The 22,147-nt window shown below is 71.5% G+C and carries 18 protein-coding genes; 13 read left to right on the top strand and 5 right to left on the bottom strand.

Translation table 11 applies throughout. The features are described from left to right. Positions 1-13: 13 nt before the first annotated feature. Complete coding sequence (locus tag ACIQ6Y_RS24125) at positions 14-1,642, bottom strand: penicillin-binding transpeptidase domain-containing protein (RefSeq protein ID WP_404042021.1); 1,629 nt, start codon at positions 1,640-1,642, stop codon at positions 14-16. 129 nt (positions 1,643-1,771) lie between these two features. Next, positions 1,772-3,523: a dolichyl-phosphate-mannose--protein mannosyltransferase gene (locus ACIQ6Y_RS24130; RefSeq protein WP_404042022.1), complete on the bottom strand. Its 1,752-nt coding sequence runs from the start codon at positions 3,521-3,523 to the stop codon at positions 1,772-1,774. Between the two features lie 111 nt (positions 3,524-3,634). On the opposite strand from ACIQ6Y_RS24130, the gene rsmI reads away from it, so the two are divergent. From rsmI to ACIQ6Y_RS24180, 10 genes are all read left to right on the top strand, one after another. After that, positions 3,635-4,483 carry a 16S rRNA (cytidine(1402)-2'-O)-methyltransferase gene (rsmI, locus tag ACIQ6Y_RS24135; protein ID WP_404042023.1) on the top strand — a complete coding sequence of 283 codons (849 nt, stop codon included), beginning with the start codon at positions 3,635-3,637 and terminating at the stop codon, positions 4,481-4,483. A 258-nt stretch (positions 4,484-4,741) separates the two neighbouring features. Next, the gene (locus ACIQ6Y_RS24140) at positions 4,742-5,083 is read left to right on the top strand and encodes a hypothetical protein (protein ID WP_404042024.1); all 342 of its coding nucleotides are present in this window, start codon (positions 4,742-4,744) and stop codon (positions 5,081-5,083) included. A 49-nt stretch (positions 5,084-5,132) separates the two neighbouring features. Next, a complete protein-coding gene (locus ACIQ6Y_RS24145) occupies positions 5,133-6,014 on the top strand; it encodes a TatD family hydrolase (RefSeq protein WP_404042025.1) in 882 nt (293 codons plus the stop codon). A gap of 100 nt (positions 6,015-6,114) precedes the next feature. After that, positions 6,115-7,611 (top strand): ubiquitin-like domain-containing protein, encoded by a 1,497-nt coding sequence (locus tag ACIQ6Y_RS24150; protein ID WP_404042026.1) that lies wholly within the window; start codon positions 6,115-6,117, stop codon positions 7,609-7,611. An 86-nt stretch (positions 7,612-7,697) separates the two neighbouring features. Then, entirely contained in the window at positions 7,698-8,567 is an 870-nt protein-coding gene (gene rsmA / locus ACIQ6Y_RS24155) for a 16S rRNA (adenine(1518)-N(6)/adenine(1519)-N(6))-dimethyltransferase RsmA (protein ID WP_404042027.1), read from the top strand. Then, positions 8,564-9,460 carry a 4-(cytidine 5'-diphospho)-2-C-methyl-D-erythritol kinase gene (locus tag ACIQ6Y_RS24160; RefSeq protein WP_404042028.1) on the top strand — a complete coding sequence of 299 codons (897 nt, stop codon included), beginning with the start codon at positions 8,564-8,566 and terminating at the stop codon, positions 9,458-9,460. Before rsmA ends, ACIQ6Y_RS24160 begins: the two co-directional genes overlap by 4 nt. 168 nt (positions 9,461-9,628) lie before the next feature. Further along, positions 9,629-11,437 carry an ABC-F family ATP-binding cassette domain-containing protein gene (locus ACIQ6Y_RS24165; RefSeq protein WP_404042029.1) on the top strand — a complete coding sequence of 603 codons (1,809 nt, stop codon included), beginning with the start codon at positions 9,629-9,631 and terminating at the stop codon, positions 11,435-11,437. 211 nt (positions 11,438-11,648) lie between these two features. Further along, the gene (locus tag ACIQ6Y_RS24170; protein ID WP_404042030.1) at positions 11,649-13,499 is read left to right on the top strand and encodes a PQQ-binding-like beta-propeller repeat protein; all 1,851 of its coding nucleotides are present in this window, start codon (positions 11,649-11,651) and stop codon (positions 13,497-13,499) included. An 88-nt stretch (positions 13,500-13,587) separates the two neighbouring features. Continuing rightward, a complete protein-coding gene (locus ACIQ6Y_RS24175) occupies positions 13,588-15,459 on the top strand; it encodes a PQQ-binding-like beta-propeller repeat protein (protein ID WP_404042031.1) in 1,872 nt (623 codons plus the stop codon). Between the two features lie 184 nt (positions 15,460-15,643). Next, the gene (locus tag ACIQ6Y_RS24180) at positions 15,644-16,345 is read left to right on the top strand and encodes a LuxR C-terminal-related transcriptional regulator (RefSeq protein ID WP_404042032.1); all 702 of its coding nucleotides are present in this window, start codon (positions 15,644-15,646) and stop codon (positions 16,343-16,345) included. Between the two features lie 3 nt (positions 16,346-16,348). On the opposite strand, the gene ACIQ6Y_RS24185 is transcribed toward ACIQ6Y_RS24180, so the two are convergent. Continuing rightward, positions 16,349-16,684 carry a hypothetical protein gene (locus ACIQ6Y_RS24185; protein WP_404042033.1) on the bottom strand — a complete coding sequence of 112 codons (336 nt, stop codon included), beginning with the start codon at positions 16,682-16,684 and terminating at the stop codon, positions 16,349-16,351. Between the two features lie 28 nt (positions 16,685-16,712). Further along, positions 16,713-18,401, bottom strand: coding sequence for a sodium:solute symporter family protein (locus tag ACIQ6Y_RS24190; protein WP_404042034.1), 1,689 nt, complete (start codon positions 18,399-18,401; stop codon positions 16,713-16,715). Positions 18,402-18,516: 115 nt separating this feature from the next. On the opposite strand from ACIQ6Y_RS24190, the gene galT reads away from it, so the two are divergent. From galT to galK, 3 genes are read left to right on the top strand one after another with little or no spacing between them, the layout of a single operon-like run. Further along, positions 18,517-19,578 carry a galactose-1-phosphate uridylyltransferase gene (galT, locus tag ACIQ6Y_RS24195; RefSeq protein WP_404042035.1) on the top strand — a complete coding sequence of 354 codons (1,062 nt, stop codon included), beginning with the start codon at positions 18,517-18,519 and terminating at the stop codon, positions 19,576-19,578. After that, the gene (gene galE, locus ACIQ6Y_RS24200) at positions 19,575-20,537 is read left to right on the top strand and encodes a UDP-glucose 4-epimerase GalE (RefSeq protein WP_404042036.1); all 963 of its coding nucleotides are present in this window, start codon (positions 19,575-19,577) and stop codon (positions 20,535-20,537) included. The genes galT and galE overlap by 4 nt, the downstream gene beginning before the upstream one ends. After that, positions 20,538-21,689, top strand: a complete 1,152-nt coding sequence (galK, locus tag ACIQ6Y_RS24205) for a galactokinase (RefSeq protein ID WP_404042037.1) — start codon at positions 20,538-20,540, stop codon at positions 21,687-21,689. Here galK and ACIQ6Y_RS24210 read toward each other — a convergent pair. Then, a complete protein-coding gene (locus tag ACIQ6Y_RS24210) occupies positions 21,682-22,137 on the bottom strand; it encodes a GNAT family N-acetyltransferase (protein WP_404042169.1) in 456 nt (151 codons plus the stop codon). The genes galK and ACIQ6Y_RS24210 overlap by 8 nt on opposite strands. Positions 22,138-22,147: the final 10 nt, after the last annotated feature.

Here is a 22,147-nt window from a genome sequence, read left to right on the forward strand (position 1 = left end):
CGGTTCCCCTCGCTCAGCCGCCGGCCCGCAGCACCTGCGCCACGATCGGGCCGGCCGCGTCGCTGCCGTGGCCGCCCTGCTGGGCCATGGCGGCGGCCGCCATGTCGTCGCTGAAGCCGGTGAACCAGCTGTTGGACGTGGCCTGGTCGTCGACCTCGGCCGAGCCGGTCTTGGCGCCGATGCTGCCGGGCACGCCTCTCATCGCGTTCGCGGCGGTGCCGCTGGTCGCGGTGCGGTTCATCATGGCGCGCAGCTGGTCCACGGTGCCCGACTTCAGGCCTTCCGCCCGGGCGAGCGGCCGGCCGTCCAGGCTCTGCGGCACGATCACCGGCTGCCGGAACGCGCCGGTGATCGCGGTCGCCGTCACCGACGCCATGTTCAGCGGGCTCATCTGCACCTTGCCCTGACCGAGCAGCGCGGCGGCGGTGTCGGGGCCCTCGGAGACCGGGACGCTGCCGTCGAAGGTGGTGATGCCCGCCTTCCAGTCGTCGCGGCCGAGGCCGAACTTCTCCTGCGCCTCCTTGGTGAGGGAGTCGTCCTGGATCTCGTCGGAGAACTTCACGAACGCGGTGTTGCAGGAGCGGGCGAAGCTGTCGGCGAGCGTGGCGCTCTCGTTGGGCGGCAGGCCCGGGAGGTTGTGGAACGTGGCGCTGTCCGAGACCGCCTTGTCGGGACAGGGCGCCGGGCCGTCCGCCGTGGTCAGGCCGTTGTCGATGAGCATGGCCGCGCTGATGATCTTCATGGTGGAGCCGGGGGCCAGTTCGCCCAGGAGCGCGGCGTTCCAGCCGTCCGCGCGGTTGTTGGCGACCGCGAGGATCTCACCGGTGCTCGGCTTGACCGCGACCACCGACGACTCCTTGTACGTCGTGACCGCCTTCTCGGCCGCCGCCTGCGCGCGCGGGCTGATCGTCGTCGGCAGCCGGCCCGCCCTGCCCTCGGTGAGCGTCAGCAGCGAGGTGTCGGCGGCCCCGCTCGCGGTGTGCCGGATCGACAGCTCCACCCCGCGCGTGCCGCCCGCCTGCTTGCCGTACCGCTTGCGCAGGTCGTCCAGGACCGGGCCGAGGGAGGGGTACTTCTCCTTCGTCAGCACGCTGCCGTCCCGGCCGACCGCCTCGATCGGCGGGCTGGCGGACTCCTCCGTCACCAGGGTGTCGCCCTTGCCGAGCTCGGGATGGACCACCGTGGGCTGCCAGTCGACCAGCGCCCGCCCGGTGGTGATCCCGCGCACCACCTTCAGCTCGCTGTCGTAGGTCAGCGGCTTGGACCGCCCCTTGTACGACACGGTCGCCTCGACCGAGAACGGCACGGTGGTGCCCTGTGCCGGGCTCGGGGTGATCTTCACGTCGGTGAGGTGACCGCTGCCGCCGAAGGACGTCAGGACGGGCTCGGCCTCCACCGCGTTGTTCGTGTACGACGCGGCCTTCGCGCCCCGGCCCTGCTCCCACGCCGCGAAGAACGCCTTCGTGGTCTCCGCGACCTCGTCCCCGCTCGGCGGCCCGCTCTTCTCGGACGTCTCACCGCTCGCACCCGTACCGCCGTCGCCGTCCAGCGCCGACACGATGTTGTACGCGCCGTACCCGGCGCCGCCCAGCATCACGGCGAACACCGTGCCGATGACGGCCCCCTTGACCCCCTTGCGCATCGCCCGGTCCCTCCCGTGTCCCCCGTCGTCCCCCGTTTCACCTTCCCGTGCACTGTAAGGGGCGGCACCGACAACGGGGACCGGAGCCCGGCTTTGTTGGCCGAACGGAGACCGGCGGCAGGGGCCCGGCTAGACCCACGTATCGAGCCACATCCGCGACCGCCAGTCGTCGATCGGGATCGCCGTACCGGTGTAGATCGGCCAGAAGTAGATGAAGTTCCAGGCGATCAGCAGGACCAGGACGCCCGCCCCGGTCGCGCCGGCCACGCGGCGGGTGTCGGTCGAGTCGGGTGGTCCCACCAGGGCGCCGACCAGCATGGCCACCGCCAGGCACAGGAACGGGACGAAGACGACGGCGTAGAAGTAGAAGATCGTGCGTTCCTGGAAGAAGAACCAGGGGAGATAACCGGCCACGATGGCGCAGGCGATCGCGCCCGCGCGCCAGTCGCGGCGGAAGAACCAGCGCCACAGCACGTACAGCAGGGCGAAGCAGCCCACCCACCACAGCACCGGCGTGCCCAGGGCGAGCACCTCGCGCGCGCACTTGTCGCCCGCGTCCGCCGGGCAGCCGTCGGTGCCGGGGGCCGGGGACTCGTAGAAGTACGACACCGGGCGGCCGAGGACGATCCAGCTCCACGGGTTGGACTCGTACGTGTGCGGCGAGGACAGGCCGACATGGAAGTCGTACACCTGGTTCTCGTAGTGCCACAGGCTGCGCACCCAGTCCGGGAACAGCCACGACCAGTCGCTGCCCCTGCCGTCCTTGACGGCCCAGTCGCGGTAATAGCCGCCGCTGCCGTCCGACGGGGAGAGGATCCAGCCCGTCCAGGACAGGACGTACGTGGCGACGGCGACCGGCACGGTCGCGAGGAACGCGAAGCCCAGGTCGTACTTGAGCACCGCCAGATACGGGTGCCGGGCGCCCGCGACCTTGCGCGAGCCGATGTCCCACAGCACGGTCATGAGCCCGAACGCGGCCAGGAAGTACAGGCCGTTCCACTTCGTGCCGATGGCCAGGCCCAGCAGCACGCCCGCCGCCCACCGCCAGGGCCGCAGCCCCAGCCACAGGGTGTCCGCGACCTCGGCGTTCGGCCGCACCCGCCCCTCGGCGTCGGCCGGCAGCGCCGCCGCGAGCCGTTCGCGCGCCTTGTCGCGGTCCACGACCAGACAGCAGAACGCGGCCAGCACGAAGAACATCAGCACCCCGTCGAGCAGCGAGGTGCGGCTCATCACGAAGTGCAGTCCGTCCACCGCCAGCAGCGCGCCCGCCAGGCAGCCCAGGAACGTCGAGCGGAACAGCCGCCGCCCGATCCGGCACACCATCAGCACCGACAGCGTGCCGAGCAGCGCGGTCATGAACCGCCAGCCGAACGGGTCGAACCCGAAGATCAGCTCCCCGAGCCCGATGACGTACTTGCCGACCGGCGGATGCACCACGTACGCCGCGTCCGTCGGGATCGGCACATGCCCGCCCGAGGACAGCACCAGGTCGTTGGCGTTCTTGTCCCAGTTGACCTCGAAGCCCCGGTGGACGAGCGCCCAGGCGTCCTTCGCGTAGTACGTCTCGTCGAATATCACCGCCTTGGGGCTGCCCAGGTTCCAGAACCGCAGCACCCCCGCCAGCAGGGTGACCAGCAGCGGACCGCCCCACCCGGACAGGCGCCCGATGCGCCGGGCCAGGGTGTGCGGCACGCCGAGCGCCTGCCACATCCGCGGTGAGGGCTCGACGTACGGCGGCACCAGCCGGTCCCGCACATCGCTTTCGGGCCCCGCCGCGTGGCCGAACCGGCGCAGCCGCTGCTGCCACGAGGGCCGCTGGTCGTGCGGGGCCTGCTCATGCCGGAGGTCCGTCGAGGGCGCGGAGGACGCGGTACTGGTCACCGCGCCATCGTAGGGAACCGTGCTGTGTGAGTCCCGTGCATGCGGAGCTTGCGTCGGCACGGCGGGGACTGCAGGGGAGACCGGGGCGTTCCCTTTGGGAGGATGGGGGGCGTGACTGGAACCCTTGTTTTGGCGGGCACCCCCATCGGTGACACCGCGGACGCGCCGCCCCGGCTGGCCGAGGAGCTGGCCGGCGCCGACGTCGTCGCGGCCGAGGACACGCGGCGGCTGCGCCGGCTGACCCAGGCTCTGGGGGTGACCCCCAAGGGCCGCGTGGTGTCGTACTTCGAGGGCAACGAGTCCGCCCGTACGCCCGAACTGGTCGAGGAGCTCCTCGGTGGCGCGCGCGTGCTGCTGGTGACCGACGCGGGGATGCCGTCGGTGTCCGACCCGGGCTACCGGCTGGTCGCCGCCGCCGTCGAGAAGGACATCCGCGTCACCGCCGTGCCCGGCCCGTCCGCCGTGCTCACCGCGCTCGCGCTGTCCGGGCTGCCCGTCGACCGCTTCTGCTTCGAGGGGTTCCTGCCCCGCAAGGCCGGCGAGCGGCTGTCCCGGCTGCGGGAGGTCGCCGAGGAGCGGCGCACCCTGGTCTACTTCGAGGCACCGCACCGGCTCGACGACACCCTCGCCGCGATGGCCGAGGTGTTCGGCGCCGAGCGGCGCGCCGCCGTGTGCCGGGAGCTGACCAAGACGTACGAGGAGGTCAAGCGCGGCCCGCTGGCGGAACTCGCCGCGTGGGCGGCCGAGGGCGTGCGCGGCGAGATCACCGTCGTCGTGGAGGGGGCGCCCGAGCGGGGCCCCGAGACGCTCGACGCGGCCGAGCTGGTGCGCCGGGTGCGGGTGCGCGAGGAGGCCGGCGAACGGCGCAAGGAGGCCATCGCGGCGGTCGCGGCGGAGGCGGGGCTGCCGAAGCGCGAGGTGTTCGACGCGGTGGTGGCGGCGAAGAACGCGGCCATCTGAGCACGGACGTCTGAACGCCGATATCTGAACGCAGACATGTGATCGGGTATGCACGCGCGTGGCTGAATTCTGTGCAAAGGGCGGAGCGCGCTGAGCAAAGCGCCGGTCTTTGCGCGGGGCCGCTACGGCAAGGAACGCCCAAGACGGCTCCAATTACTCGACAGGCCTGTTCCGCCCGGCTCCGGGGGAGAGTCCACTGTTCGTGGGGTTGTCGGGGACGTACCGGTCCCCGCCCGCCTGCGGACCTCAGGAGCCTGTATGACCGAGATCGCACGCGACGTTCCCGCCGGACACGAGTCCTACTCCTTCGCCTGTATGCACTGCGGACACGGCTGGGAGCAGTCGTATGTCATAGAGCACCATCTCGACGCCGAAGGACATGAGTTCGTCACCTACCTCACCGACGGCCGGCGGGTGCCCTCGCCGCTGAGCCGCCCCCAGTGCGGCAACTGCGACAGCAGGGTGCTGCGCATCATGCGCGCCGGGCAGGTCGCCCTGGCGCTGAACGCCGACCGGCCGCAGCGCGCCGGGGCGGCCGGGGCGAGGCCGCGCCGCCATCTGGCGGACCTGCTGCACGTCTTCCACCGCCGGGCGAGCTGAGCCGAGGCTCGCGGACGGGCCCGGCATGCCGCTTCCGTAGGATCGGGGCATGCCTTCGAACACCGCCGACAAGAACGCCGCGCCGCCTCTGCCCGTGCCCCTGGCGGTGCCGGTCGCCGACTCCCACACCCACCTCGACATGCAGTCCGGCACGGTCGAGGAGGCCCTGGCGAAGGCGGCGTCGGTCGGGGTGACGACCGTCGTGCAGGTGGGCTGCGACGTGGCCGGATCGCGCTGGGCCGCCGAGACCGCGGCGGCCCACGACGCCGTCCACGCGGCCGTCGCCCTGCACCCCAACGAGGCCCCGCGCATCGTCCACGGCGACCCCGACGGCTGGTCCCGGCAGGGCGCCCGCGCTCCTGGCGGTGACGCGGCGCTCGACGAGGCCCTCGCCGAGATCGACCGGCTGGCCGCGCTGCCCCACGTCAAGGGCGTCGGCGAGACCGGCCTCGACTATTTCCGCACCGGAGAAGAGGGCAAGGCCGCGCAGGAGCGTTCCTTCCGTGCCCACATCGAGATCGCCAAGCGGCACGGCAAGGCCCTGGTCATCCACGACCGCGACGCCCACGCGGACGTCCTGCGCGTCCTGAAGGAGGAGGGCGCCCCCGAGCGGACGGTGTTCCACTGCTACTCCGGCGACGCCGACATGGCGGAGATCTGCGCCCGCGCGGGCTACTTCATGTCCTTCGCCGGCAACGTCACCTTCAAGAACGCCCAGAACCTGCGGGACGCCGTCGCCGTCGCTCCCCTGGAACTCCTGCTGGTGGAGACCGACGCGCCCTTCCTCACGCCCGCGCCGTACCGCGGACGGCCCAACGCCCCGTATCTCATTCCTGTCACGGTGCGCGCGATGGCCGCCGTGCGCGGCATCGACGAGGACGCCCTGGCGACGGCCCTCGCGGCCAACACGGCACGCGCCTTCGGCTACTGAGGTCTCACGGTATGTAGCCGCGTCGCTTTGGAGAGTGACCATCGCTCCGCTAGGTTCTGGGGGCCCGATCCGGCCCCGTGGACCCCTGGAGCGTGTCGGCGTGAGCGATTCGAGTCACGTGCGCGACGAGCAGCGCTACGCGCGCATCCCCGAGTACGAGCCGTTCGACCCCCACACCGCCGACACCCTGGGCTACGGCGAGACATACCCGGCCGCGTACCAGGCGCCCTGGCCGACGCCCGTCCCTTCGTACCCGCCGCCGTACGCCGACACGTACGCGCCCGCCTACGAGGCGCGCGGTGATCTCGACGCGCCCGCGTACGGCGATGCGTACGAAACCGCCCCCGGCATCCCCGCGTACGGCGATGCGTACGAGGCCGCCCCCGGCATCCCCGCGTACGGGGCACGTGCCGACGGCGCAGGAGGGCGGGCCGCGCGCCGGCACCGGGCGCGGGGCGCGGGGCGTGCGGACGGCATCGTGCGCGCGGTCGGCACCGTACGCGCCGACGGCTCGGTGCGCAGGCTGCTGCCGCAGGCGCTGGTCGTCGCCTTCCTCGCGGGCGGCACCACCGCGTTCGTCGCCAAGGACAAGGCCGTCGAGCTGAGTGTCGACGGCCGGTCCCGCACGCTGCACACCTTCGCCGACGACGTGACCGAACTGCTGGCGGAGGAAGGCGTGGAGGTGGGGGCGCACGACGTGGTGGCGCCCGCCCCCGGCACGGAGCTGGACAGCGGCGACGAGGTGGTGGTCCGGTACGGGCGCCCGGTGCGGCTCACGCTCGACGGACACCGGCGCGAGGTGTGGACGACGGCGGGCACGGTGGAGGAGGCGCTCGAACAACTGGGGGTGCGCGCGGAGGGCGCGTATCTGTCCGCTTCGCGCTCCCGGCGGATCGGGCGCGAGGGACTGGCGCTCGACGTGCGCACCGAGCGCTCCGTCACGATCATGGCCGACGGCCGCGCCCGCACCATCCGCACCAACGCGGCGACCGTGCGCGAGGCCGTCGAACAGGCCGGGATCACCCTGCGCGGCCAGGACACCACCTCCGTGCCGCAGGACAGCTTCCCGCGGGACGGGCAGACGGTGACCGTCCTGCGGATCACCGGGACGAAAGAGGTGCGCGAGGAGCAGATCCCGTTCGAGGTGGAGCGGACGCAGGACCCGACCCTGTTCAAGGGCACGGAGGTCGTCGAGCGCGCCGGGCAGCCGGGTCTGCGCCGGGTCACCTACCACCTGCGCACGGTCAACGGCGTGCGGCAGAAGCCGCGCCTGGTCAGGACCGAGCTGGTGCGCGAACCGGTCCGCCGGATCGTGAAGGTGGGCACCAGGCCGATGCCGACGTCCGTGCAGGGCACCGACCACCTCGACTGGCAGGGCCTCGCCGCCTGCGAGTCGGGCGGACGGCCGGACGCGGTCGACCCGTCGGGGACGTACGGCGGGCTGTACCAGTTCGACACGCAGACCTGGCACAGCCTCGGCGGCAGCGGCCGCCCGCAGGACGCGTCCGCCGCCGAGCAGACGTTCCGCGCGAAGAAGCTGTACATGCGCCGCGGCGCCGGGCCCTGGCCGCACTGCGGCGCGCGCCTGCACGGCTGAGCGGCCGTGACCCGGCAGCGCCCGCCCCGCCGGACGGTCCGGGTGAGGCGTGAGGGGCTGTCGGTCCCTCCCCGTACCCTTGTGCCGTGAGCAGCCCCACCCCCGACGCCCTCCTCGGGCCCGCCGACGTCCGCGAACTCGCGGCCGCGCTCGGTGTGCGCCCGACCAAGCAGCGCGGCCAGAACTTCGTGATCGACGCCAACACGGTCCGCCGTATCGTGCGCACCGCACAGGTCCGGCCCGACGACGTGGTCGTCGAGGTCGGCCCGGGGCTCGGGTCCCTCACCCTGGCGCTGCTGGAGGTGGCCGACCGGGTCACGGCGGTGGAGATCGACGACGTCCTCGCGGCCGCGCTGCCCGCCACCATCGAGGCGCGCATGCCGCACAAGAGGGACCGGTTCGCGCTGGTGCACTCCGACGCGATGCATGTCGCCGAGCTGCCCGGCCCGGCCCCGACGGCCCTCGTGGCGAACCTGCCGTACAACGTGGCCGTGCCGGTGCTGCTGCACATGCTCGACACCTTCCCGACCATCGAGCGCACGCTGGTGATGGTGCAGGCGGAGGTCGCCGACCGGCTCGCCGCGGCGCCCGGCTCCAAGGTGTACGGCGTGCCGTCCGTGAAGGCGAACTGGTACGCCGAGGTCAAGCGCGCCGGAGCCATCGGCCGCAACGTCTTCTGGCCCGCGCCGAACGTGGACAGCGGCCTGGTCGCCCTCACCCGCCGCACCGAGCCGATCAAGACCACGGCCTCCAAGCGTGAGGTCTTCGCCGTCGTCGACGCGGCCTTCGCCCAGCGGCGCAAGACGCTTCGCGCGGCGCTTGCCGGCTGGGCCGGTTCCGCGGCCGCCGCCGAGGCCGCCCTGGTCGCGGCCGGAGTCTCCCCGCAGGCGCGCGGGGAGTCGCTCACGGTGGAGGAGTTCGCGCGGATCGCCGAGCACAAGGAGGCCGGACAGTGAGCGTCACCGTACGGGTGCCGGCGAAGGTCAACGTCCAGCTCGCGGTGGGCGCGGCCCGCGCGGACGGCTTCCACGACCTGGCCAACGTCTTCCTCGCGGTCGGCTTGTACGACGAGATCACCGCCACCCCGTCGCCGCAGGGACTGCGCGTCACCTGCGAGGGCCCCGACGCCGACCAGGTCCCCCTGGACGACAGCAACCTCGCCGCGCGCGCCGCGACCGAGCTGGCCCGGCGCTACGGCCGTACGCCCGACGTCCACCTGCACATCGTCAAGGACATCCCCGTGGCCGGCGGCATGGCCGGCGGCAGCGCCGACGGCGCGGGCGCCCTGCTCGCCTGCGACGCGCTGTGGGGCACGGGCGCGACCCGCGAGGAGCTGCTGGAGATCTGCGCCGAGCTGGGCAGCGACGTGCCGTTCAGCTTCGTCGGGGGGGCGGCGCTCGGCGTCGGCCGGGGCGAGCTGCTGACGCCGCTGGAGGTCGGCGGCGTCTTCCACTGGGTGTTCGCGATCGCCGAGCGGGGCCTGTCCACCCCGGCGGTGTTCCGCGAGTTCGACCGGCTCGCCGAGGGCCGCGACATTCCCGAGCCGGTCGCCTCGCCGGAGCTGCTCGCCGCCCTGGCCAAGGGCGACCCGGACGCGCTGGCCGCCACCGTCACCAACGACCTGCAGCCCGCCGCGCTCTCCCTGTTCCCCGAGCTGGCCGACACCCTGGCCGCAGGCCGCGCCGCGGGCGCCCTGGCCGCCCTGGTCTCCGGCTCCGGCCCGACGACCGCGTTCCTCACCCGCGACCCCGACGCGGCCCACCGGGTCGCCGACGCCCTGCGCGCCTCGGGGACCTGCCGCACGGTCCGTATGGCCCAGGGCCCGGCACAGGGGGCCACCGTCAGCTGAGCACGGCCCGGGCGGCAACGCGCTCGGTGCCCCTGGAGAGGGCCTGGCCGACGAGCACCTTCCGCTGCTCGCGGTCCGGTACCACCGGCGCCGCCGCGAGGAGCAGCGAGGCGAGGGCTGACCTCCGACTACTCTGGACGGGCGATCCATCCCCCGGGCAGGAGTGAAATGGCCGTCAATCTGGTCAATGTCGAGAACGTCAGCAAGGTGTACGGCACACGTGCGCTGCTGGACGGGATCTCCCTGGGCGTGTCCGAGGGCGACCGGATCGGGGTGGTGGGCCGCAACGGCGACGGCAAGACGACGCTGATCCGGATGCTGGCCCGGCTGGAGGAGGCCGACACCGGGCGGGTCACGCACTTGGGCGGGCTGCGCCTGGGCGTGCTCACGCAGCACGACTCCCTCGACCCGGAGGCGACCGTCCGGCACGAGGTCATCCGGGACATGGCCGACCACGAGTGGGCGGGCAACTCCAAGGTCCGGGACGTCCTCACCGGGCTGTTCGGCGGGCTGGACCTGCCGGGGTTCCCCAAGGGGCTGGACACCGTCATCGGGCCGCTGTCCGGTGGTGAGCGGCGGCGTATCGCGCTGGCCAAGCTGCTCATCGAGGACCACGACCTGATCGTGCTCGACGAGCCCACCAACCACCTCGACGTCGAGGGCATCGCCTGGCTCGCGCAGCACCTGCGCGAGCGGCGCTCCGCGCTGGTGTGCGTCACCCACGACCGCTGGTTCCTGGACCAGGTCTGCACCCGCATGTGGGACGTCCAGCGCGGTGCCGTGTACGAGTACGAGGGCGGCTACTCCGACTACGTCTTCGCGCGCGCCGAGCGCGAGCGGATCGCGGCCACCGAGGAGACCAAGCGGCAGAACCTGGTCCGCAAGGAGCTGGCCTGGCTGCGCCGCGGCGCCCCGGCCCGTACCTCCAAGCCCCGCTTCCGGGTCGAGGCCGCCAACGAGCTGATCAAGGACGTGCCGCCGCCCCGGGACACCAGCGAGCTGATGAAGTTCGCCTCCTCGCGGCTCGGGAAGACGGTGTTCGACCTGGAGGACGTCACCGTCCAGGCCGGCCCCAAGGTGCTGCTGAAGCACGTCACCTGGCAGCTCGGCCCCGGCGACCGGATCGGCCTGGTCGGCGTCAACGGCGCGGGCAAGACGTCCCTCCTGCGGGCGATGGCCGAGGCGGCGCGCACCGAGGGCGAGGTGCAGCCGGCGGGCGGCCGGGTCAACGTGGGCAAGACCGTCAAGCTGGCCTACCTCTCCCAGGAGGTCGCCGAACTCGACCCCGCGACCCGGGTGCTGGAGGCCGTGCAGCAGGTGCGCGAGCGCGTCGACCTGGGCAAGGGCCGCGAGATGACGGCCGGTCAGCTGTGCGAGACGTTCGGCTTCAACAAGGAGAAGCAGTGGACGCCCGTCGGTGACCTCTCCGGTGGTGAGCGGCGACGGCTGCAACTGCTGCGGCTGCTCATGGACGAGCCCAACGTCCTCTTCCTCGACGAGCCCACCAACGACCTCGACATCGAGACCCTCACCCAGCTGGAGGACGTCCTCGACGGCTGGCCCGGCTCGATGATCGTGATCTCCCACGACCGGTTCTTCGTCGAGCGCACCACCGACAGGGTGTTCGCCCTGCTCGGCGACTCCACGCTGCGGATGCTGCCGCGCGGCATCGACGAGTACCTGGAGCGCCGCAAGCGCATGGAGGAGGTGGCGGCCGCCAACGCCCCGGCCGCAGCCCCGAAGCCGGCCACCACCGAGAAGAGCGCCGCCGACCAGCGCGCCGCCAAGAAGGAACTGCAGAAGATCGAGCGGCAGCTGGACAAGATCTCCGAGAAGGAGACCAAGCTGCACGCGCGCATCGCCGAGAACGCCACCGACTTCGCGAAGGTCGCCGAACTCGACGCCGACCTGCGGGCCCTGGCCGGTGAGCGCGAGGAACTGGAGCTGCGCTGGCTGGAACTGGCCGAGGACGCGTAGCGCATGACGTCGTGAAGGCCGCGTGAAGGCGCGTAACGGCAGCATCACGGCCCGGTCCTCCCTTGGGAACAGGGGAGGAGCCGGGCCTCTTGACTGTCGGTGGTCAGTGATAGAAAGAGCCGTCTGAGAACCGTCTGAGACCGAACGGCTCTGGGTCCATCACGTACCTCAGGGCGTGGCTAAAAATCAGTGAACGAGGGGGAAGACGCTGATGACTCAGCCGCCCGACCAGCCGCCGCAGCCCGGTGGTTTCGGAGCACCGCAGGACCAGCCGCCGCAGGGCGGAGGCTTCGGCGCACCCCAGACACCACCTCAGACGCCGCCCCAGCACCCCCAGATGCCGCCGGCCCAGCCGCCTCAGGCCCCGCCCACCCCGCCGGGCCCGCAGCCCGGTTACGGCTACCCGCAGCAGCCCGGCCCCTACGCCCAGCCGGGCCCGTACGGCCGGCCGCAGCAGCCGGGCCCGTACACACAGCCGCAGCAGCCCGGCCCCTACGGCCAGCCGCAGCCGCAAGCGCCGTACGGCCAGCCCCAGCCGGGGCCCTACGGCCAGCAGCCGGGCTACGGCTACCCGCAGCAGCCGCAGTACCCGGGCGCCCCGGTGCCTCCCGGCGGCGGTTCCCGCAACCCCTTCAAGGGCAAGCCCGCGATGATCATCGGCGCGGCCGTGGCGGCGCTGCTCGTCATCGGCGGCACCGTGTTCGCGGTGACGAGCGGCGGTGACGACGACAAGGGCGGCAAGAAGAAGCCGGTCGCCCAGAAGAGCGACGACGCCAAGCCGACCGCCACCGACGCCCCGGTCAACCCCGGTGACGGCGAGGGTGACGGAGGCGAGGAGTCCACCGACCTCAACGAGGGCCGCAAGCCCGGCGAGTCGAAGGTGCTCTGGTACAAGGAGGCGCCCGACGCGCCCGGTTCCGGCGCCGACGCCAACGGCATGTGGATCAACGACAAGACCGCGGTGAAGGCGGCGTACAAGCAGTTGTTCGCCTACGACGTGGCGGACGGCAAGCCGACCTGGGAGCCGATCACCTTCCCGCAGAAGATCTGCGCGACGACCCGGCAGCAGTCGGCCGACGACAAGATCGTCGTGGCGTACATGAGCGGCGCCAGCGACAACGCCAAGTGCAACCAGCTCCAGCAGGTCGACCTCAATACAGGCGAGCAGGGCTGGAAGGCCGAGGTCGCGGACGGCGCGCTGTTCGACAGCGCGATCACCGTCGAGCTGTCCCTGGCCGGCAACACGCTGATGGTGGGCCGCTCGCAGTCGGGTGTCGCCTACGACGTCCACAGCGGCAAGAAGCTGTACGAGAAGAAGAAGTACGCCGACTCCTGCTACCCGAGCGCGTTCGCGGGCGGCAGCCGGCTGATCTCCGTCGCGTCCTGCGACCTCGGCGGCGCCGCCGAGCACGAGGAGCTGCAGGAGCTGGACCCGAAGACCGGCAAGGTCAAGTGGACGTTCAAGTACGACAAGGGCTACCGCGTCAACCGGACCCTGTCGGTGGACCCGCTGGTGGTCTACAGCGAGAACGAGGACAAGGACACGTGGAACATCTCCACGTTCACCCCGCAGGGCAGGATCCGCTCGCAGGTCTCCACCAAGGAGTCCATCGCCCCCGAGTGCGGCTGGGCGATCCTGCAGCGTGACCTGACCGGCTGTCAGGGCGTGGTCGTCGGCGGCGACATGCTGTACCTGCCGACCGAGGCGACCAGCGGCGCGAACGAGATCCTCGCCATCAGCCTGGCCACCGGCAAGGAGAAGTGGCGGGTGAAGTCCCCGACGGAGCAGACGATCCTGCCGTTGCGGCTGGAGGGCGGCAAGCTCGTCGCCTACGTCGAGCCGTCCTACGACGCCGGCGGCCAGGTCGTGTCGATCGCGACCGCGGGCAGGACGCACACGCCGGTGAAGGTGCTGCAGAACCCCGAGGGCGTCTCCAGCATCGAGAACGGCTTCTTCTCGCGCGACCTGAAGTGGGCCGGCGGGCGGCTGTACCTGGCGACGACCCGGCTCACCGGCAACGACGAGGCCAAGGAGAAGCTGATGATCGTCTTCGGCAAGTGATCCGGCCCGCCCGTCCGGCGCCCGGCACCCGAGCGATCACGCCTCGCCCGCCCGCGCATCCGTTCCGTCCCACCGAGGTACTCACACCATGACCACCCCGCCCCCGCCGCCCGGCCAGCCCCCGCAGGACCAGCCGCCGCAGCAGCCCGGCTTCGGCGCGCCCCAGCCGCCGCAGACGCCGCCGCCCCCGGCCCAGCAGCCCGGCTTCGGCGCACCCCAGCCCCCGGCCCAGGCCCCGCAGCCGCCGCAGACGCCCCCGCCCGCGGGCGCCCCGCAGCCCGGCTACGGCACCCCCCAGCCGCCCCAGCCCCAGCCCGGCTACGGCTATCCGCAGACGGCCCCGCAGCCGCCGCAGACGCCCGCGCCCGGCTACGGCTACCCCGGCCAGCAGCAGCCCGGCCCGAACCCGTACGGCGGCCAGCCGAGCCAGTACGGCCAGCAGCCCGGCTACGGCTTCCCGCAGGCGACCGTCCCGATGGCCCCGCAGGCCGGCGGAACACAGGGCGGCGGGCGGAAGATCAACGCCCAGCTGGCGATCATCGTCTCCGCGGTCGTGGCGATCGCGCTGATCATCGGCGGCGGCGTCTGGTACGCCAAGTCCGGTGACGACGGCAAGAAGGACGAGGCCGGCTCCAGCGGCGGCACCGGCGGCGGTGGGGGCGACGAGAAGGGCGGCTCCGGCGGCGGAGACGGTGGCGGCGGCTTGGCCAAGGCCACCGAGAAGACGCCCGCGGACCCCCAGGCCAAGGTGCTCTTCCAGGTGCCGATGCCGAAGGTCCGCAAGGACGAGACGGTCGCCGTCGACGGCTCCTGGCTGACCGACACCGTGTACGCCAAGAGCGGTGTCGCCGAGATCGTCGGCTACGACCTCGACAAGGGCACCGAGAAGTGGACGGTGAAGCTGCCCGGCCCGGTGTGCCACGCCAGCCGGTTCACCAGCGACGACAACAAGGCCGCCGTCGTCTTCCAGCCGAAGATGCCCGCCGTGAGCTCCTCCGAGGGCTGCAGCCAGGTCGCCGCGATCGATCTGGAGTCCGGCACCAAGCTGTGGCAGAAGAGCGTCAAGCTCGGTGACGAGGACATCCTCCTGGACAACGTCACCGTCAGCGGCTCCACCGTCGCCGTCGGCGGCACCAGCGGCGGCGGCGCCTTCGACATCGCCACCGGCAAGGAGCTGTGGGCCCCGAAGGTCGACGACACCTGCTACGACGCCGGTTACGGCGGCGGCCCCAAGCTCGTCGCGCTGCGCAAGTGCGGCCAGTACGGCAACCGCACGCTGCATGTGCAGACCATCGACCCGAAGTCCGGGAAGGTGATCTCGGAGTACAAGATGGACAGCGGCATCGAGTACGCCGGCATCGTCTCCACCGACCCGCTGGTGGTGGCCGCCGAGGTCGGTGACATGGCCGGGGACGGTCCGCAGATCCTGGACTTCTTCTCCATCGACAACAAGACGGGCAAGCTGCGCACCCGTATCTCGGCGTCGGACGAGGACTACGACGGCGAGTGCGAGACGATCTCCCGCGTCGAGGACTGCGCCGGTGTCGTCGTCGGCAACGACCGGCTGTACCTGCCGACGGTGGAGCGCGACTACACCAACGCGGTCGTCTCCTTCGACCTGGCGACCGGCAAGGAGACCGGTCAGCGGGCGGACGCCGGCGAGGACTACCAGCTGTGGCCGCTGCGCATGGACGGCCCGAACCTGATCGCGTACAAGACCCCGCCCTACGACAAGGGCGGCCAGATCGTCAGCCTCGACGGCGGCTCCTTCAAGGAGACCAAGCTGCTGCAGAACCCGGACGACGAGCAGATCCGTGACGTGGAGGCGAGCTTCCTGCCGAACCACGCCGAGATCCGCTACTCGCAGGGGCGGCTGTTCATGGCCGACGTGTACGCCAGCACGCTGGGCTCGATCGGCGGCGAGACCGACTACCTGTTCGTCGCCTTCGGCGCGAGCTGAGGCCCTTACGCGGTCGCACCGGACCCCGTCCCTGTTCAGGGGGCGGGGTCCGGTGCGTTGTGGTGCGACACCGCCGAGCGGGAAATTTCCCCGATCGGGGGGCACTTCTCGGCGGGAGGGGCAGCGCGATCCCGAACAAGCCTGTAGCTTCCGGGGCATCCACTGGGGGGACTGGGGGGTCTCGATGGGAGTGCGGCTCATGGTGGTCGACGACCACCGTCTGCTGGCCGAGGCGCTGGCCTCGGCGCTGAAGCTGCGCGGGCACCGGGTGCTCGCCGCGGCGGCGCCCGCGGCGGGCGCCGCCGAGCTGGTGATCGCGCGGGCGCCGGAGGTGTGCCTGCTGGGCACGGCGACACCGGCGGAGCCGGGGGCGTTCGACCCGGTGGTGCGGATCAAGCGGGAGCGTCCGCAGGTGGCGGTGCTGGTGCTGGGCCCGGTGCCCAGCCCGCGCGGCATCGCGGCGGCCTTCGCCGCGGGCGCCTCGGGGTACGTACGCCACGACGAGCGGATCGAGGGCGTGGAGCGGGCGATGATGAAGGCCCGCCAGGGCGAGGCGGCGGTGGCGCCGCAGCTGTTGCAGGGGGCGTTCGGCGAGCTGCTCAACCCGGCGGCCCAGCCCGACGACGAGGGCCAGCGGCTGCTGGAGATGCTGACACCGCGTGAGGTGGAGGTGCTGGTCCGGGTCGCGGACGGCGAGGACACCCGGCTGATCGCGGCCGGGATGGGCATTGCGCCCTCCACCGCGCGCACTCATGTCCAGCGCGTGCTGATGAAGCTGGGTGTCGGCTCCCGCCTGGAGGCGGCGGCGCTGGCGGCCCGCACGGGCCTCCTGGACCGTGCGGGCCCGGCCCCGGGCGACCCCCGGGACCGGCAGCAGCAGCCGTAGCGGCTACGCCTTCTCTGCCGGCCCTTCCGGCTCCTCCGGCAGTACCTCCGGTGGCGGAGGGGCCGTCGGGCGGAGCTTCAGCCAGATCAGGAAGAACAGGCCGAGCAGCAGCATGCCCAGGCCGGTCCAGAGGTTGATGTTGACGCCCTGGGCCTTGTCGATGGTGGCGTCGTCGTCGGTGAGGCCGGTGACGGTGACGATGACGCCGTAGAGGACGAACAGGCCGCCGATGATGCGGCGGATGTCGAAGAGGCGGGCGGCCGTGGCCGACCTGCCCTCCAGCTCGGTGACCTCGCGCTGGACGTCCCGGTCGGAGTATCCGTGGTGCTCGGACGACATGGTTGCTCCCAACTCCTCTCAGAGTGCCTCAGAACGAGAACGGGATGTAGCAGGCGGCCGCCAGGATCACCGCGCCCCAGCCCAGCAGCGCGGGCCTGCGGTACCAGGCCTCGTCGCCGGGTGCGGGCGGCTCGGCCATGCCGGGGGAGGTGGTGCCGTAGACGAGGCCCTGGAGTTCGTCGGCCGGCTTGGGTCGGGTGAACAGCGACACGGCGACCATGACGACCGCGCCGGCCACGAACCCGGCGATCGCGGAGACGAAGTTGGCGCCCTGGTCGGAGGGGATGTCGATGACGTCCTGCTTGTAGAGCCAGAAGTAGTTGACCATCGCGGCGGTGGTGCCCGCGAGCAGGCCCCAGAAGCCGGACTTCATCGACGCCCGCCGCCAGAACATGCCGATGATGAAGACGACGAACATCGGCACGTTGAAGAAGGAGAACAGCGTCTGGAGGTAGCTCATGATGTTGGAGAAGGACGACGCGAGGAACGCCGTGCCGATGGAGGCGAGGACGCCGATCGCGGTGATCAGGCGGCCGAAGCGGACGTAGTAGCCGTCCTCGCGGCCCGTCACCACGTACTTGGCCCAGATGTCGGTGGTGAACACGGTGTTGAAGGACGACACATTGGCCGCCATGCCCGCCATGAACGCCGCGAGCAGCCCGGTCACCGCGATGCCGAGGACGCCGTTGGGCAGCAGTGACTCCATCAGATAGGGAATGGCGTCGTTGTACTGCAGGTCGGAGCCGGAGGTGCCGATCTTCGGCACGAGCGCGGCCGCGACCAGGCCGGGGATCATCACCAGGAAGACGATGAAGATCTTCGGGAAGGCCGCGATCAGCGGGGTGCGCTGGGCGGCGGAGAGGTTCTTCGCGGACAGGGCGCGCTGCACCTCGGCGAAGTTGGTCGTCCAGTAGCCGAAGGACAGCACGAATCCCAGGCCGAGGACGATGGTCAGCCAGTTCGCGCCGAGCGGGTTGGCGTGGCCGATGCCGGTGCCGCCCCAGGCGGTCATGAAGTCGTCGCCGTTGCGGGCGGTGAGCTTGTCGGACAGGCCGTCCCAGCCGCCGACCGACTTCAGCCCGAGGACGGTGATCGGGATGAGCGCGGCGAGGATGACGAAGAACTGCAGTACCTCGTTGTAGATGGCGGAGGACAGACCGCCGAGGGTGATGTAGGCGAGGACGAAGAACCCGGCGACGACGATCGCCACCCACTGCGGCCAGCCCAGCAGTGCCTCGACCACGATCGCGAGGGCGTACAGGTTCACCCCGGCGATCAGGATCGCGGCACAGGCGAACAGGATCGAGCTGAGCAGGTGTGCCCCTTTGTCGAAGCGCAGCAGCAGGAACTCGGGGACCGAGCGGACCTTGGAGCCGTAGTAGAACGGCATCATCACCAGGCCGAGGAACACCATGGCCGGGATGGCGCCGATCCAGTACCAGTGCGTGGTGTAGACGCCGTACTGGGCGCTGTTGGCGGCCATGCCGAGGATCTCGGTGGCGCCCAGGTTGGCGGCGATGAACGCCAGGCCCGTCACCCACGCGGGCAGCGAGCGCCCGGAGAGGAAGAAGTCGAGGCTGGTCCGCACCGAGCGGCGGGCGGCGAAGCCGATGCCGAGGACCACGACGAAGTAGATCGCCAGGATCGTGTAGTCGAGCCAGTTGGTGGGCAGCCGCAGCTCGGCCGCCAGGGGGATGGGGTGTGGGGGGAGGGGCATCCGGACCTCACCTCGGTTGGTGTTCTGTGTTCGATTGTGATGGTGACTCGCGTGGGAGTTTGTGCTTTGATGTGTTCGGTTCTGTTGGAAGCTTCGTAAGGTATGGAGAGTGGCGGTGAAGAAGACCTCGACTCGGCTGGCCGACGCTCGTGAGCTCATCTACTACGACCTGCGGGACGACTCGGTGCGCGACGCGGTGGACCGCCGCCCGCTCGAGCCCACGGTCACCACATCGGAGGTACGCCACGATCCGCTGCTCGGCGACGCCGTCGCGATCGCCTCGCACCGGCAGGGGCGCACCTACCACCCGCCGGCCGACGAGTGCCCCCTGTGCCCGACCGAGGGCGACCGGCTCAGCGAGATCCCGGACTCGTCGTACGACGTCGTCGTCTTCGAGAACCGCTTCCCCTCCCTCGCCGGCGATTCCGGCCGTTGCGAGGTCGTCTGCTTCACCTCCGACCACACCGCGTCCTTCGCCGCTTTGAGCGAGGAGCAGGCGCGGCTGGTCCTGGACGCGTGGACCGACCGCACGTCGGAGCTGTCTCATCTGCCCTCCGTCGAGCAGGTGTTCTGCTTCGAGAACCGTGGCGCCGAGATCGGCGTGACGCTTCAGCATCCCCACGGGCAGATCTACGCCTACCCCTTCACCACGCCCCGCACCGCGGCGATGCTGCGCCAGGTGGCCGCGCACAAGGACGCCACCGGCGGTGAGAACCTCTTCGACGCCGTCCTGGAGCAGGAGCTCGCCGGTGAGCGGGTCGTCCTGGAGGGCGAACACTGGGTGGCGTTCGTGCCGTACGCCGCGCACTGGCCCTACGAGGTCCACCTGTATCCCAAGCGCCGGGTACCGGACCTGCTCGCGCTGGACGAGGCCGCGCGCACAGAGTTCCCCAAGGTCTATCTGGAACTGTTGAGGCGCTTCGACCGGATCTTCGGCAGCGACGAGCCCCCGACGCCGTACATCTCCGCCTGGCACCAGGCGCCGTTCGGCACGCTGGAGGAGTTCGACGGCGTCCACCGCGACGACTTCGCGCTCCACCTGGAGCTTTTCACCATCCGCAGGACTTCCGGCAAGCTGAAGTTTCTCGCGGGTTCGGAGTCCGGCATGAGCGTGTTCATCAACGACATCCGGCCCGAGGCCGCGGCCGAGCGACTGCGAGAGGTAGCGAGTTCATGAAGTACCTGGTGACGGGTGGGGCGGGGTACGTCGGCAGCGTGGTCGCCCGGCATCTGCTGGAGGCGGGCCACGAGGTCACCGTCCTCGACAACCTCTCCACCGGCTTTCGCGAGGGCGTCCCCGCCGGCGCCGCCTTCGTCGAGGGCGACATCCGCGACGCCGCCAAGTGGCTGGACCCCTCCTTCGACGCGGTCCTGCACTTCGCCGCGTTCTCGCAGGTCGGCGAGTCCGTGGTCAAGCCCGAGAAGTACTGGGACAACAACGTCGCCGGCACCATGGCGCTGCTCGGCGCGATGCGCGAGGCGGGCGTGAAGAAGCTCGTCTTCTCCTCCACCGCCGCCACCTACGGCGAGCCGGTCAGCACCCCCATCACCGAGACCGACCCGACCGCGCCCACCTCGCCGTACGGCGCCTCCAAGCTCGCCGTCGACCACATGATCACCGGCGAGGCCGCCGCCCACGGCCTGGGCGCGGTGTCGCTGCGCTACTTCAACGTCGCCGGCGCCTACGGCGACTGCGGCGAGCGCCACGACCCCGAGTCCCACCTGATCCCGCTCGTCCTCCAGGTCGCCCAGGGCCGCCGCGACGCCATCTCCGTCTACGGCGACGACTACCCGACCCCCGACGGCACCTGCGTCCGCGACTACATCCACGTCGCCGACCTCGCCGAGGCCCACCTGCTGGCCCTGAAGGCCGCCACCCCCGGCGAGCACCTGATCTGCAACCTCGGCAACGGCAACGGCTTCTCCGTACGCGAGGTCATCGACACCGTCCGCAAGGTGACGGGCCACCCGATCCCCGAGGTCGTGGCCCCGCGCCGGGGCGGCGACCCGGCCGTGCTGGTGGCGTCCGCCGAGACCGCCCGCGAGCGCCTCGGCTGGACCCCGTCCCGCGCCGATCTCGCGGGTATCGTCGCCGACGCCTGGCAGTTCGCACAGCACATCGCAAGGGAGTCTTAAGTGGGGGCAGTTGAGGTCCAAGGCGGCTTCACCGCACTGTACGGGGCCGAGCCCGAAGGAGTCTGGTCGGCGCCCGGCCGGGTCAACCTGATCGGCGAGCACACCGACTACAACGACGGCTTCGTGATGCCCTTCGCGCTGCCGCACACCGCGACCGCCGCGGTCCGTCGCCGCGAGGACGGCGTACTGCGCCTGCACTCGGCCGACCTCGACGGGGAAGTCGTGCAACTGCGCCTGGACGACCTCGTCCCGCAGTCCGACAAGGAGTGGACGGCGTACCCGGCGGGCGTCGTCTGGGCGCTGCGCGAGGCCGGGCACCCGGTCACCGGCGCCGACATCCATCTCAGCTCCACCGTCCCGGTGGGCGCGGGTCTGTCGTCGTCGGCGGCCATCGAGGTCGTCGTCGCGCTCGCCCTGAACGACCTGTACGAACTCGGGCTCCAGCGCCGGCAGCTGGCCCGGCTGTGCCAGCGCGCCGAGAACGTCTACGTCGGCGCCCCCACCGGCATCATGGACCAGACCGCGTCCGCCTGCTGCGAGGACGGCCACGCCCTGTTCCTCGACACCCGCGACCTGGGCCAGAAGCAGATCCCCTTCGACCTGGCCGCAGAAGGCATGCGCCTGCTGGTCGTCGACACCCGCGTGAAGCACGCCCACAACGAGGGCGAGTACGGCAAGCGCCGCGCCGGCTGCGAGAAGGGCGCCGCCCTGCTCGGCGTCAACGCCCTGCGCGACATCGCCTACGACGACCTGGACGCGGCCCTGGCACGGCTGGAGGACGAGGAGGTGCGCCGGCTGGTGCGCCACGTCGTCACCGAGGACGCGCGCGTGGAGCAGGTGGTGGCGCTGCTGGAGTCCGGTGACACCCGCGCCATCGGGCCGGTCCTCACCGCGGGCCACGCCTCGCTGCGCGACGACTTCCGCATCTCCTGCCCGGAGCTGGACCTGGTCGTCGACACGGCGCTGGCCTCCGGCGCGCTCGGCGCCCGGATGACCGGCGGCGGCTTCGGCGGCTCGGCGATCGTGCTGGCCGAGGCCACCGACGTCGACACCATCACCAAGGCCGTCGAAGAGGCCTTCGCGGCAGCCTCGTTCACCGCGCCGCGGGTGTTCGAGGCGGTGCCCTCGCCGGGGGCCCGGCGGATCAGCTGAGCCGCTTGGTCAGGGTGTACTCGGTGATCCCCGGCGGATAGTCGGGGATCACGCACACCACCTCATAGCCCTGCTTCCTGTAGAACTCCGGTGCCTGGAAGTCCCAGGTCTCCAGCCGGGCCGCCCGGCAGTCGCGCTCCTCGCGCGCGATGCGCTCGGCCTCCGCAAGGAGCCGGGCCCCCAGACCCGTACCGCGATGGCGTTCGTCCACCCACAGCAGCGCCACATGCAGCCAGCTCGTCCAGGTGTGCCCGACGAGCCCGCCGGCCAGTTCGCCCGCCGCGTCCGTCGCCCACAGATGCAGCGGGTTCTCGCGTTCCTGAGGGGTGCCGCGCAGCGCCCGCAGGATCGGCGAGGCCGCGCTGTTGGTGTCGCGCAACCGTGAACTGAGCAGATCGCGCCGGGCTTTGTCGACTTCCGCCTCGATACGAAACATGCGGCACACCATAAACGCGTCC

It is taken from the genome of Streptomyces sp. NPDC096205 (assembly GCF_044763135.1).
GTDB lineage: Bacteria > Actinomycetota > Actinomycetes > Streptomycetales > Streptomycetaceae > Streptomyces.